Origin of the sequence: Bacilliculturomica massiliensis (genome assembly GCF_900605495.1) — a bacterium.
Classification (GTDB): Bacteria; Bacillota; Clostridia; order Peptostreptococcales; family Anaerovoracaceae; genus Bacilliculturomica; species Bacilliculturomica massiliensis.
The window spans coordinates 909,073-922,698 of the sequence record NZ_LR027603.1; the positions used below are offsets into that span (position 1 = coordinate 909,073).

The 13,626-nt window shown below is 55.8% G+C and carries 12 protein-coding genes; 11 read left to right on the forward strand and 1 reads right to left on the reverse strand.

The window, feature by feature from the left end:
* Window positions 1-8 precede the first annotated feature (8 nt).
* The 3 genes from dnaK to prmA all read left to right on the forward strand — a co-directional run bounded on the left by dnaK (window position 9) and on the right by prmA (window position 4,156).
* Window positions 9-1,880 carry a molecular chaperone DnaK gene (dnaK, locus tag E0E37_RS13570; RefSeq protein WP_130863538.1) on the forward strand — a complete coding sequence of 624 codons (1,872 nt, stop codon included), beginning with the start codon at window positions 9-11 and terminating at the stop codon, window positions 1,878-1,880.
* 162 nt (window positions 1,881-2,042) lie between these two features.
* On the forward strand, window positions 2,043-3,185 hold the full coding sequence (gene dnaJ / locus E0E37_RS13575; RefSeq protein ID WP_130863539.1) for a molecular chaperone DnaJ: 1,143 nt from the start codon (window positions 2,043-2,045) through the stop codon (window positions 3,183-3,185).
* The gene (gene prmA, locus E0E37_RS13580) at window positions 3,182-4,156 is read left to right on the forward strand and encodes a 50S ribosomal protein L11 methyltransferase (protein WP_130863540.1); all 975 of its coding nucleotides are present in this window, start codon (window positions 3,182-3,184) and stop codon (window positions 4,154-4,156) included. Before dnaJ ends, prmA begins: the two co-directional genes overlap by 4 nt.
* Before the next feature lie 213 nt (window positions 4,157-4,369).
* On the opposite strand, the gene E0E37_RS13585 is transcribed toward prmA, so the two are convergent.
* Entirely contained in the window at window positions 4,370-5,323 is a 954-nt protein-coding gene (locus tag E0E37_RS13585) for a LysR family transcriptional regulator (protein WP_130863541.1), read from the reverse strand.
* Between the two features lie 309 nt (window positions 5,324-5,632).
* On the opposite strand from E0E37_RS13585, the gene E0E37_RS13590 reads away from it, so the two are divergent.
* From E0E37_RS13590 to E0E37_RS13625, 8 genes are all read left to right on the forward strand, one after another.
* Window positions 5,633-6,457: an enoyl-CoA hydratase/isomerase family protein gene (locus E0E37_RS13590; RefSeq protein ID WP_130863542.1), complete on the forward strand. Its 825-nt coding sequence runs from the start codon at window positions 5,633-5,635 to the stop codon at window positions 6,455-6,457.
* Window positions 6,458-6,494: 37 nt separating this feature from the next.
* Window positions 6,495-7,619 (forward strand): ATP-grasp domain-containing protein, encoded by a 1,125-nt coding sequence (locus tag E0E37_RS13595; RefSeq protein WP_130863543.1) that lies wholly within the window; start codon window positions 6,495-6,497, stop codon window positions 7,617-7,619.
* Window positions 7,620-7,621: 2 nt separating this feature from the next.
* Window positions 7,622-8,494, forward strand: a complete 873-nt coding sequence (locus E0E37_RS13600; RefSeq protein ID WP_130863544.1) for a succinate--CoA ligase subunit alpha — start codon at window positions 7,622-7,624, stop codon at window positions 8,492-8,494.
* 115 nt (window positions 8,495-8,609) lie between these two features.
* Window positions 8,610-10,103: a Na+/H+ antiporter NhaC family protein gene (locus E0E37_RS13605; protein WP_130863545.1), complete on the forward strand. Its 1,494-nt coding sequence runs from the start codon at window positions 8,610-8,612 to the stop codon at window positions 10,101-10,103.
* Window positions 10,104-10,375: 272 nt separating this feature from the next.
* The gene (locus tag E0E37_RS13610; protein ID WP_130863546.1) at window positions 10,376-10,753 is read left to right on the forward strand and encodes a DUF4234 domain-containing protein; all 378 of its coding nucleotides are present in this window, start codon (window positions 10,376-10,378) and stop codon (window positions 10,751-10,753) included.
* Window positions 10,747-11,139, forward strand: coding sequence for a DUF2752 domain-containing protein (locus E0E37_RS13615; protein WP_130863547.1), 393 nt, complete (start codon window positions 10,747-10,749; stop codon window positions 11,137-11,139). The genes E0E37_RS13610 and E0E37_RS13615 overlap by 7 nt, the downstream gene beginning before the upstream one ends.
* A 191-nt stretch (window positions 11,140-11,330) precedes the next feature.
* Window positions 11,331-12,167, forward strand: coding sequence for an RsmE family RNA methyltransferase (locus tag E0E37_RS13620; protein ID WP_130863548.1), 837 nt, complete (start codon window positions 11,331-11,333; stop codon window positions 12,165-12,167).
* Window positions 12,168-12,245: 78 nt separating this feature from the next.
* Window positions 12,246-13,583 carry a lipase family alpha/beta hydrolase gene (locus E0E37_RS13625; protein WP_246019733.1) on the forward strand — a complete coding sequence of 446 codons (1,338 nt, stop codon included), beginning with the start codon at window positions 12,246-12,248 and terminating at the stop codon, window positions 13,581-13,583.
* Window positions 13,584-13,626: the final 43 nt, after the last annotated feature.

The window sequence follows — 13,626 nt, forward strand, 5'->3', positions numbered from 1 at the left end:
AACATAAAATGAGCAAAGTTATTGGTATAGACTTGGGAACAACAAATTCGTGCGTGGCCGTTCTGGAGGGCGGCGAGCCGACAGTGATCGCCAACGCGGAGGGAAACAGAACCACTCCGTCCGTGGTGGGATTCGCGAAGAACGGGGAGCGTCTGGTAGGAGAGACCGCAAAAAGACAGGCTATCACGAACCCGGACAGAACCATATCTTCCATCAAGACCCACATGGGTTCCGATTATAAAGTGGAGATCGACGGCAAGCAGTATACGCCGCAGGATATTTCCGCAATGATCCTTTCCAAGCTGAAGGCCGACGCGGAAAGTTATCTGGGCGAGAAGGTGACGGAGGCGGTCATCACCGTACCGGCTTACTTCTCCGACAGCCAGAAGCAGGCGACGAAAGACGCGGGAAAGATCGCGGGCCTGGATGTAAAGCGTATCATCAACGAGCCGACGGCCGCTGCGCTGGCCTACGGCCTGGACAAAGACAACGCTCACCACAAGATCCTGGTATATGACCTGGGCGGAGGCACTTTCGACGTGTCCATTCTGGAACTGGGCGACGGCGTGTTCGAGGTCCTGGCCACCAACGGAGACACCAGACTGGGCGGCGACGATTTTGACAATGTTGTTATGAACTGGATCGCAGACAGTTTCGCCAAAGAAAACGGCGTGGATCTGAGAAAAGATAAAATGGCGCTGCAGAGACTGAAGGAAGCGGCGGAGAAGGCGAAGAAGGAACTTTCCTCTTCCCAGACCACGAACATCAATCTGCCGTTCATCACGGTCAACGCCGACGGTCCGCTGCACCTGAACATGGATCTGACCAGAGCCAAGTTCGATCAGCTCACCTCCGATCTGGTGAACAGAACCATCGAACCGATGAAGAAGGCGATGGCAGACGCCGGCGTCACCATGTCCGATCTGGATAAAGTGATCCTGGTAGGAGGTTCTACCAGAATCCCGGCCGTTCAGGATGCGGTAAAAAAGATCACCGGAAAAGAGCCCTTCAAGGGCATTAACCCCGACGAGTGCGTGGCTATCGGAGCTTCCATTCAGGCCGGCGTGCTGACCGGAGAGGTCAAGGACGTACTGCTTCTGGACGTCACGCCGCTGTCCCTGTCCATCGAGACTCTGGGCGGCGTGTCCACCAGACTGATCGAGAGAAATACCACTATCCCCACCAAGAAGAGTCAGATCTTCTCCACCGCTGCGGACAATCAGACAGCTGTTGACATCCACGTGCTGCAGGGAGAGAGAGAGATGGCGGCGGACAATATTACCCTGGGAAGATTCCAGCTGTCCGGTATCCCGGCCGCTCCCCGCGGTATTCCGCAGATCGAGGTGACCTTCGATATTGACGCCAACGGCATCGTAAACGTCAGCGCCAAGGACCTGGGCACAGGCAAAGAACAGAAGATCACCATTTCTTCTTCCAGCAAGCTGTCGGATGACGAGATCCAGCAGAAGATCAAGGAAGCGGAGCAGTTTGCGGAAGCGGATAAGCAGAAGAAGGAGAGCATCGAGACCAGAAACAAAGCGGAGACGCTGGTATATGAAACGGAAAAGAGCCTGAAGGAGCTGGACGGCAAACTCTCCGCGGACGAGGTGGCGAAAGTCAACGCGGCGAAGGAAGCCCTGTCCAAGGCGCTGGAAGGCAACGATACAGAGGACATCAAGGCGAAGACGGAAGCGCTGACCAGTGAATTCCACACTCTGTCCACAAAGCTCTACGAGCAGGCCCAGCAGGCTCAGAGCGCCGCAGGAGACGGAGGTGCGGGAGCCGGCTTTGATCCGGGCGCCGGCGCGCAGCAGCAGTCCGGTCCCTCGGGAGACAACGTAGTAGACGCGGACTACGAAGTCGTAGATGATGAAAAATAAAGCCGAATAGGTAACGGGCTTAAGCACTTCTCTTGACGGGGAGTGCTTTACCCGTTAAAATGGAGAAGCTGTGGAAATGAATGCAGAATAAATAATATGCGCGGATCCCGGAGGGCAGACCGCCCTGAACCGGAAATCAGCGCACAGTCGGGGGAATGAAGAATGGCAGAGAAAAGAGACTATTACGAAGTCCTTGGGATAAAGAAAGGCGCCAGCGAATCGGAGATCAAGTCCGCCTTCCGCAAGAAAGCCATGCAGTATCATCCGGACAGAAATCCCGGGGATAAGGAGGCTGAGGAGAAGTTCAAGGAAGTCAACGAGGCGTATTCCATCCTTTCCGATCCGGAGAAGAAGGATAAATACGACCGCTTTGGTCATGCGGGCGTGGATCCCAATGCGGGCTTTGGCGGCGGAGGCGGTTTCAGCGGAGGCGGCTTCGGCGGTTTTGAAGACATCTTCAGCGATCTGTTCGGCGGAGGCGGTTTCGGCGGCTTCTCTCAGGGAAGAAGAAACGGTCCGCGAAAAGGACAGGATCTGCAGAAGCATGTGGACATATCTTTTGAAGAAGCGGCGTTCGGCGTAAAAAAAGAGATCAAACTGACCAAAAACGTGGTCTGCGACGAGTGTCACGGCAGCGGAGCGGAAGCGGGAACCTCAAAGAAAACGTGCCCGGTCTGCAACGGATCAGGACAGGTGCAGAGCGTACAGCGGACTCCCTTCGGGCAGTTCGCCACCTCAAGACCCTGCGACCGCTGCGGGGGGACGGGTCAGATCATTGAGAAGCCCTGTGCGAAATGTTCCGGCAGCGGCCAGGTGAGGAAGACCGTGACCATCGCCGTAGACATACCGGCGGGCGTGGACAACGACTCGGTCATCACCATCAGAGGTCAGGGAGAGCCGGGCAGCAACGGCGGCCCCAACGGAGATCTGTATCTGGTGATGAACGTGAAGCCCCACAAGCTGTTTAAGCGGAAGGGAAACGATCTGTGGATCGAGATGCCCATTACCTTTACTCAGGCCGCGCTGGGAGACGAGCTGGTGGTGCCGACGCTGTCGGAGAAAGTGCAGTACAAGATCCCCGCGGGGACGCAGCCTGAGACGGTGTTCCGCCTGAAGGGCAAAGGGATCAAGGGCCTTCGCTCGGGAAAACCGGGAGACCTGTACGTAAAGGTGAATCTGGAGGTGCCCACCAAACTTTCGGCAAAGCAGAAAAAGCAGATCCAGGAGCTGGGGGAATCTCTGAGCCAGGATAGCTATGCGAAGAAAAAGAGTTTCGGAGAAGCGATGAAGGAGCTGTTCAAGTGAAATATATCGAAGTGACGATTCACACGGAACCGAATAACATTGACCCGCTGACCTGTGTCCTCATGGACATGGGGATAGCGGGTTTTGTTGTTTCCGATCCCGGGGACGTGGATGAATTGTTAAATAAAGAGCACGAGTATGACTGGGATTACGTATCGGAGGATGTGCTTCGCCTGAGAGAGGAAAAGGCGGGCGTCACCTTCTATCTGGACGACGATGAAGAGGGCCGCGGCCTGCTGGACCGGCTGAAGGCCATGGCGGCCTGTGGGAAGGCCGGTGGAGCCGGGGAAATGGAGGGCGACTGGGGCCTTCCGCGGGACGCGTCCTTTGAGCTGATCTTCCGCGGGGCGGACGACAGTGAATGGAAGGATAACTGGAAGGCCTATTTCAAGCCGGCCAGGATCTCCGACCGGATCGTGGTAAAACCTACGTGGGAAGCCTATGAAAAGAAAGGGGACGAGCTGGTCATCGAGATCGATCCCGGAATGGCTTTTGGCACGGGCACCCATCCCACCACCAGTCTCTGCGTAAAACTGCTGGAAAAGTATATTGAATCTCCGGACGATGTGGTGCTGGACGTGGGCTGCGGATCAGGGATCCTGTCCATCGCATCGGCTCTTCTGGGGGTCAAAAAGACTGTGGGCGTCGAGATCGACCCCGTAGCGGTGGATGTGGCCAGGGAAAACGTGGAGCGCAACGGACTGGCGGACAGGGTGGAAGTCCTGCAGGGCGATCTGACCAAAGGTCTGGATCTGAAAGCGGATATCGTGGCTGCCAATCTGATGGCGGACCTGGTCATGATGTTGTCTGCCGACGTGGCAAAGCACCTGCGGGGAAGATCCATCTATATCTCTTCAGGCATCCTCATCGAAAAACAGGAACAGGTGGTCCGCGCGATCCGGGACTGCGGTTTTCGGATCCTTGAGATCCTGGAGGAAGGCGAATGGTGCGCCGTGGCAGCCGCTCTGTGAGAACGGCTGCCGCGCTTCGCTTGTCCGATCATGCGCAGCGGCTCAGCCAGACCGCCAGACGAAAACAGCCCTGAGGGGCGTTGAGCGGCGCTCTGTTGCTGATCTGCCATCTTCAAATAAAAAGGTGAAAAACGCTTACCTGGCAGTTTTTCACCTTTTTTTGTGCTTTTGCCGTACCAGAGACTGAAAGACGGAGAAAAAAATTGATCTCGATTACGGGGTCTGACCGCCGGAAGCGTCCGTGGTCCACTTTTGATCGGTGAGGAAATCTTCAACGGACAGATGGGCGAAATTCAGGTCGTTGATATCGACGTACCGCTTTATTTCGTCTACGATGGGCTGAATGCGGTGGATCTGCCTGCGATTGTAGATGATATAATTTTCCTCCAGAGGAAGGGTGTCGGAATGATCAAAATCCAGCAGCACAAATTCCCCTTTCCGAAGGTAGTGCTGGGCGATGCGCAGCGGCAGAAAACCCACGCCCATTTTGTTGCGTAAAAGCCGCAGGAACAGCCAGGTCTTTTCGACCTCGATGAAGTGGGAGCGGACGCAGTAGGTGGCCTTGAACCATTCGTCAAAGGTCTCGCCCCAATAGCAGTAGATCAGCGGAAACTGGCTCAGGTTTCCGGGCGTGAGCCGATGGCCGGGGATCGCCAAATTCTTGTGGGCTACCAGTACGTAGGGATTTTTCATCAGAGGCTCAAAGATCACGTTGGGGTGGCGGACCGGGATAAAACTGATCCCCACGTCCAGATCCCCTTCGATGAACATGTGATTCAGCACCCAGGAATGATCGGCGAAGATTTTAAAAGAGATCTCCTTGTGACTGAGGAAATAAGATTCTAAAGCGGGAAAGAGGATGTTTTTCCAGAAGGACTCCGGAGCGCCGATGCCTACCTTGTAGTTGAAACCGTTTACTCCCACGGCCTGCAGGCCTTCCTGATAGAGCTGCTTGATCTGCACCGCGTAGTTGAGAAAATCCTGACCGGCGGGGGTGAGCTCAATGTGTTTTGTGGTGCGCTTGATAAGGGGGCGGCCGATCTGTGCCTCCATGTTCTTGATGCGAAAGCTGATCGTTGGCTGCGACGTATACAGGAGGTCCGCCGTGCGGCTGAAACTTTTACTCTGCGCCAGCGTTATAAATGTGTTCAGATCGTCAAAAGTCATGGAAACATCCTCCTTATTCTGCCTGATTTTCTCTGGTATCAATTTATATATTTTATAAATAAAGACTAGCAATGCTTAAGGATAGCGCTTCTATTCAAATATTATATTTGGTTTTGTGCCAAATTTCAACAGTTATTATCGTTAAATTCTATGAGACACTGTTCGTTTATTAGTTTTCTTGATAAATGAAGCAAAATACGTTTATTTGACTTAGGGATAGACCCAGGTTATCCTGATGATAAGCAGTCATGACGCTGACCGTTAAAGTTCCTGAGAGATAAAGTTTGAGACAAGTAAAGGAGTGTCATTATGGGCAGTAATGTTTTGTATGAAAAGAAAGGCTACAAGGCCTACATCATCTTGAATAAACCCGAGAAGCTGAATGCTCTCGACGGCCAAATGTATTCCGACGTGTTGGAGCATCTCAAGGACGCGGACGGGGATGAGAATATTCGGGTGGTCATTTTAAAGGGCGCCGGAAGGGCGTTCTCCGCCGGTTATGACATCAACGCTGAAATGAATCTGGTCGAGACCCCGCTGGAAGAGCGGGCCGGTTTCCGCGACGGCAGCAACGCCGCCCGCTGGAAGATGTGGGAGATGGGCAAACCGGTCATCTGTCAGATCCAGGGCTACTGTCTGGGCGGCGGCTGCGAACTGATGATGCCTGCCGACTACGTGATCTCTTCCGACGACTGCCAGATCGGCGAGCCGCAGATCCAGTTCGGCGCTGCTTCCGTGTATCTGATGGTTCCCTGGCTGACCGGCCTGCGCAAGGGAAAAGAACTGATGCTGACCGGCGAAAAGGTAAACGGCAAAGAGGCGGAGGCCTGCGGGCTGATCACCAAGTCCGTTCCGCTGGAAGAGCTGGAGAGCTATGTTGAAGCTCTGGCCGACAAGCTGATCAAAATGCCGCCCGAGATCGTAGCGGTGCAGAAGTGGGGCATCAACAAGCAGTTTGAGATCATGGGCCTGCGTTCCGGTTTGGATACGTGGCTTGATTACACGATGTATTTCCGCTTTTTCAAAACGCCTGAGATCGAAGAATTCAGCCGCATTTCCGCGGAGAAGGGCGTGAAGGCGGCCCTGAAGTGGCGCGACGATTACTTCGCCGGCAAGGCGGGGATCGGAGACTGAGGTATTTCTGCAGAGAAAGCAACAGTGAGGTTATGAGATGAATTTGTTTGAATATCAGGGTAAAGCACTGTTTGCCTCCCACGGCGTCAGGGTCCCCCAGAGCGTCCTGGTCTCCTCGCCGGATGAGGTTCCGCAGCTGGAAAAAGGCGGCGTGGTAAAGCCGCAGATACAGATCGGAGGCCGGGGCAAGGCCGGGGCGATCCGCATGTGTGAAAACGCAGAGGAAGCCAGAGAACTGGTATCTTATTTTCTGAAGACGCCTGTCAAGGGACATCTGGCCAGAAAAGTTCTGATCGAAGAGCGGGTCGAGATCGCCAGGGAGTATTATTTCAGCATTTCCATCGACCGCAGGAGCAAGGCCATCGCCATGATGTTCAGCGGCTTTGGCGGCGTGGAGATCGAAAATAACGCGGATAAGATCAAGACGGTGACCGTCAATCCGCTGATCGGGCTGCAGCCGTACATGGTACGAAACCTGCTGGCGCCTTTTGAGCTGGACAGCCGGGATCAGATAGCCGAGGTGGTCGAAAAGCTGTTTGCGCTGTTCATGGAGAAAAAGATGAATCTGCTGGAGGTCAATCCTCTGGTGGTCACGGCAGCCGGCGAAGCGGTGGCTCTCGACGCGAAGGTCATATTGGACGACTGGGTGGCCGCGGAGAGCGATAAGGACGCCGGGGAAAACACGGCCAGCCAGACGCCCTTTGAGGAGCTGTTTGCATCTGTGGGCGCCAACGCCGTGGAGATGGACGGCGACGTGGCCGTCTATGCGGGCGGCGCAGGGGCGGCGATGGCCTCCGGCGACTGCATCATCAGCCGCGGCGGAACGCTGCGCTGTCTGGTGGATAGAGGAACCATCGCCTCCGACACGTCGGATGACGAGCTGTCCCGGGAACTTGCCGGAGTGATCCGAACGATTCTGGATCTGAAGCCTAAAGTGATCTTTTTGAACGTTTACTTCCAGGCCGGGCGGATGGATTACGAGAGCCGGACTCTGAAGCGCGCCTTCGGGGATGCGGACCGGACCGTGCCCGTGGTGGCCCGTCTGGCGGGCCGTATGGCGGAGGAAGGCAGAAGAAATCTGGAGGATACGGGTATTTTTGTGACAGATTCTCTGGAGGCCGCCGTGGATAAGATCATGGAGTACTTGAAGGAGGAGGCGTAACTATGGCGATTTATATAGACAAGTCATCCCGCGTCATCATTCAGGGAATCACCGGCCGGATCGGACGCATCTTTGCCGAGCGCATGGCGCAGCACTATCCCAACTTTGTGGGAGGCGTGACGCCGGGAAAGGGCGGTCAGGAAGTATTCGGAAAACCTGTTTACGATGATGTGGAGACAGCTGTGAGCGCGCTGAACGCAAACACCTCCGTGATCGTGGTGGCGGCTCCGTTTATGAAGGGGGCCGTCTTTGAAGCCATCGACGCCGGGATCAAGACGATCTGGTGTTATACCGACCGCGTGCCGGTGCATGAGACGCTGGAAATGGTACAGTACGCTAAACTTTCCGGAGTCACGCTGATCGGGCCCAACTCGGCGGGCATCGTTTCTCCCGGGAAAGCGTCTGCCGGCGAGCTGAATGAGAATTACCTTCCGCTGAAAGAGGGCAGCGTGGGTCTGCTGTCCAAGAGCGGAAGTCTGAGTTATGAGGTGATCAATCTGATCGCGGACGCGGGATTTGGTTTTTCCACGATCATCTGTATCGGAGGCGATCCGGTCCTGGGGACTTCCTGCTGCGAAGCCATGGCCGCATTCAAAAATGATCCAGAGACCAAAGCGGTGGTCATGCTGGGTGAGGTGGGCGGCACCGATGAGATCGACGCTATCGAGATCATCCGCGAGATGGATAAACCGGTGGTGGCCTATATTGCAGGGCACTGCGCTCCGGCCAAGAAAAAGATGGGTCACGCTGGGGCTATCGTCAACGGGACCGCCGACACGGCGGACGCCAAAACTGCGGCTCTGCGCGCGGCGGGCGTACACGCGGTGAACGCCATCGACGAGATCCCGCAGGAACTGAATAAGCTCGACTTTTAAATCCGGATAGAGCGGATGGACAGCCGGCCAGTCTGATCTCTTTTTCTGGCCGGATATCCGCTCGCCAAAGATTAAGAGCAGTGTCCGAAACCTTTACGGAAGGAGGAAAGAATCAATGGAAAACAACGAAACCAAAACTCGCAAAGAACCATCCTTCGCCCTTTCACTGGGGGCGATCGGCATCCTTGTCCTCTTCGTTGGCGTCGGCTATATCGCCATGAACCTGAAAGTCGATATCATGCTGATCTGTTCTGCCGTCTGCGTCAGTATTCTTGCCATGTCCCTGGGTTATACCTACAAGGATATCGAAGAATTTATCTGCACCAGACTGTCCAGGACGCTGGCCACGATCCTGATCATCTGGACCATCGGCACGGTGATCGGAACGTTTATGTTCTGCGGCGCCATTCCCATGGTCATCCGCTATGGAGTCCAGCTCATCAAACCGGAGCTGGTCATTCCCATGTCCTTTGTTCTGTGCGCGATCTTCTCTACGGTGACCGGCACGTCCTGGGGATCCGCAGGCACCGCCGGCGTAGCCTGCATCGGCATCGCTTCCGGTCTGGGCGTCTCACTGCCCATGACCGCTGCCGCCATCGTCTGCGGCGCCACCTTCGGCGACAAGATCTCTCCGCTGTCCGATACTACAAATCTGGCTCCGCTGTGCGCCGGCTGTACGCTGTACCAGCATATCGGATCCATGATGTGGACCACCACTCCCGCCAGTCTGCTGGCCCTGGTCGGCTTCTTTATTCTGGGCGGCATGGAAAAGGTGGCGGGATCTGGACTGCCTCAGGAGGCGCTGGATATGATGGGGACCCTCGACGGCATGTTCTCCTGGAACCTGCTGCTGATCCTGCCGTTCCTTGTCATCGTCGCCGGCGCTGTCACCAAAAAACCGCCTGTGCCCACTATGCTTGCAGCTTCTTTCGTCGCTGTTCTCATCGGTGTTTTTTATCAGGGCTTTTCGCTGCAAAACGGCGTTCTGGCTGCGTACAGCGGTTTTAAGATGGACATGGTACCCGGACTGGATGTGGCGACGGCGTCTGCCATGGTGCAGAAACTGCTGGTCCGCGGCGGCATCACTTCCATGGCCAGCATCGTCATCATTATTTTCTGCGGGTACGCTTACACGTCGGTGCTCAGCGGCGCAGGGTTCATGGACACAGCCATGAGGCCGGTCACCTCCCGCATCCGGGGCAGAGGTCCTCTGATGGCTGCGGCGTTCTGCACCAGCTTTGTTCTGCTTGCTCTGTCGGGCATTACTTATGTGAGTTCCATCTGTCTGCCCGACATGTATAAGCGTTCTTTCCTGGAACACGGCATGCCCGCCAGAGTTTTGTCCCGTACCATTGAGGACGGTTCCACCATCATGGCCGGACTGATCCCCTGGGGGACCTCCGGACTGCTGTACGCTTCCACTCTCGGCGTGGAAGTATGGGGGAGCGGCGGCTACGCCCCGTACTGCTTTACCTGCTGGTTCACGCCGATCATTGCAATACTGCTGGCTGTCACCGGCATAGGCATCTACAAGATGAATGACGAACAGATCCGGCAGGCTCTCGCTGAATACGATGCGGAGCAGGCCGCGCTGAAGGGCAACGCGTGATCGTTATTTTCCATCGCAGCAGCCGATGGATCGGCCGTCACATAAAACGCCGGACTCAGACTCAAGAGTAGATATCCTGCATAAAAATGCTTCTCAGAGCGCCCAGGTGCGTTCGGGAAGCATTTTTGCAGTATACATATATTTATCAGAGGGAGGGAAATACGGTTTCTTATTGACGAACGGCATCGAATCTGATATTTTTTAATATGTTATTAAGTACCTTCGGCTGACAAAAAAACACATGCATGAAGGGGAAGGGGGGAAGTATCATCATGATAATAAAACGCAACATTGCACTCTGCATTGTCTTCAGCATCATCACCTGCGGCATCTACGGCCTCTACTGGCTGGCCTGCCTGGCAGACGATACCAATCGCGCCAGCAGCCGGACCAATGAGACCTCGGGAGTCCTGGTCGTCGTTTTCAGTATTATCACCTGCAACATTTATCACATTTACTGGTGTTACAAGGCCGGAGAAAAGATCGACGAGGCGCGGCAGATGCGGGGACTGGCGGCAAAGAACAGCGGCATCGTATATTTGCTGCTGACGCTGTTCGGACTGTCCGTCGTATCCTGGGCGCTGCTTCAGAACGAACTGAACGAGATCGCCGATATGGAAGGAACGGCAGGCGGAATGAAGACATGGTAATATGGGAAAGGGAACGGCTGCGGCAGACGGTCTGCGCGGCCGCGCTGCTGGCGCTGCTCGGAGCGGCGGGATTGCTGCTGTCACAGGAGGGAGCGGGGATCCCCTGCGTGTTTCACCTGATCACGGGACTGGATTGTCCCGGCTGCGGGGTCACGCGGATGCTCCGCGCGCTGGCCGTGGGAGACATAACCGCCGCATGGAGATACAATCCCTTTGTGATGGCGGTCTCTCCGCTGCTGCTTCTGCTGCTTTTGCGTCTGACCGTGCGCTATGTAGCCACGGGAAACAGAATGCTGACCCGGGGAGAAAACGCGTTTGTATGGGCTCTGATCGCGGGCCTGATCCTGTTTGGCATTTTGAGAAACATGCCGTTCTACCCGTACTGACCGGGAGGCGAACGGCGCCTGCACTGGGGTGTCGCTCTGATGACATCCTTTTTTTACGGAATTTCGATAACGATTGCATTCAGTTGCCGGGGACGCTTGCCGGAACCGCCCGGATCTCTGTGCCGGCCGGGTTCCCGCCTTCGTCCCCGCCGGCTGTGAGCAGGGAATATAGATAAAGGATAAAAGAAAATATGGCTCGTTTTTTTGTCACAAAAGAAAATGTCGGGGAGGATGTGATCGAGATCACCGATCCGGAGGATATCCGGCATATCGTCAAGGTACTGCGCCTGGCGGAGGGAGATTTTATCGACGTGTCCGACTCGGAGGAGTATGAATATCGTGTGGAACTCAGCCAGGTGTCGAAGGAGGCCGTGGTGGGGAAGATACACGACAAACAGAGCTTCAGCAAGGAGCCTGGCCTCAGGGCAACGCTTTACCAGGCCGTTCCCAAACAGGGGAAGATGGAGACCATCGTCCAGAAGACAGTGGAGCTGGGGATCCATCGCATCGTCCCTGTTTTTACAAAGCGGTGCGTAGTCACAGACAGCAGAGGGAACGCCGCAAAGAAGGCGGAGCGCTGGCAGAAAGTGTCCGCGGAGGCGGTCAAGCAGTGCCGGCGCGGCATCGTTCCGCAGGTGGATCTGCCCATGGATTTTAAGAAAATGATGGAGGAGATCCGCAATGATTACGATCTGGTGCTGTTCCTTTACGAAAATGAACAGCGGACCACGATCAAGCAGGTGCTGCGGGAGTTCAGCGCCGAGTGGGTGCTCAGTTCTGCAATGGAAGGAATGAGCGCGCTGGAGGAATGGGACGGCGAGCCCCAGGATGAAAGTTCCCTGCTTCCGCCGAGAAAAGCGCCCTCTGTGGCGCTGATCGTCGGCCCGGAGGGCGGTTTTTCCGACGAAGAGGCCGCGGAGCTGAAGGCAAGCTGCGCGAAGTGCGCCACGCTGGGACGCACCATACTGCGCACGGAGACTGCGGGGATGGCCGCGCTGGCCATGGTGATGTACGAGCTGGAACTGTAGACGCCGGGAAAGGCGGCCCGCCCGGAACGTCCGGAACGGCGGGATGTACGGGCCTGCATGCGGGGTGAAGGAGGAAGCATGAGAGTGTTGTGGAAAGCGCTGCGGATTTTTCTCTATCTGTGCCTGATGAACGGCGCGCTGCTCCGGGAGAGAACGGCGTTGAGCGGTGCAGGCTTCGCTGCGCTCATGGCCGCGCTTTTTGTATTCTACGCGGTGAGTCTGGTCCTGCCGGAAACAGAGAAGGGGAGCGGCGCCCGGCTTGCGGTCATGAAGGGCGGGCATACGCTGATCCTGTCGGCCGCTCTGTGCTTCGTATTCGAGGCGCTGCTCTACGCGGGAGTTTTCGGCGCCGCGAAGATCCCTGTGAGCTGGCAGACGGCTCTGATCAATGGGGTGGCGGCGCTGCTGCTGGCCTCTTTTATGATGTTCGTGGGATTTGTAAGGATCATCTTCACGTCCACTCAGCTGGGGATCGTCACCCGGCTTCTTCTGCTGCTCACCTGGTGGATCCCCGTGTGGAATCTGTTTCTGTTTTTCCGGGCCTGCGGTCTGGTCAGGCGGGAGTACCATTACGAGATGGCCCGGCAGGAGCTGAATCAGGCGCGAAAGGAAAATGAAGTCTGCGGTACGAAATACCCCATTCTTTTGGTCCACGGCATCTTTTTCAGAGATTGGCAGCTGCTGAATTACTGGGGAAGGATCCCCGGAGAGCTGATGCGAAACGGCGCCTCTGTCTTTTATGGAGAACAGCAGTCGGCGGCTCCCGTGAGCCGAAGCGGGGAGGAATTGGCGGCGCGTATTCGGGAAATACTTGAAGCAGAGGGCTGTGAAAAGGTCAATATCATCGCGCATTCCAAGGGCGGTCTTGACTCCAGATACGCCATAAGCCGTCTGGGAATGGGGCAGCACGTAGCGTCGCTGACGACGATCAACACGCCGCATCGCGGCTGCGTCTTCGCTGAACGACTGCTGAAACTGTTTCCGGAGGGGCTGGTCCGCTTTATCGCAGACAAATATAACGCGGTGTTCCGGAAGCTGGGCGACAGGGAGCCTGATTTCCTGGGAGGAGTCCTTGATCTCACCGCCGGCCGCTGCGCCAGATTCAACGAAGAAGTGCGGGATGACGACCGCGTCTATTATCAGAGCGTGACATCGAAGATGAAGGGCATGTTCAGCTTCGGTTTTCCTCTGATATTTACCTATCCTATCGTTAAATTTGTGGAAGGGGAAAACGACGGGCTGGTCACGCCGGATTCCGCCAAATGGGGGAATTTCCTTGGTCTGGTCACAGGATCCGGGTATCGCGGCGTGTCCCACGGGGACATGGTGGACCTCATGAGGGAAAACATAGCGGGTTTTGACGTAAAAGAGTTTTATGTCAACATTGTTTCCGGGCTGAAAGAAAGAGGCTTGTAGGCCGCCGGGGTCTCCGGCAGTTTAAAACAGAGAGAGGGATCAG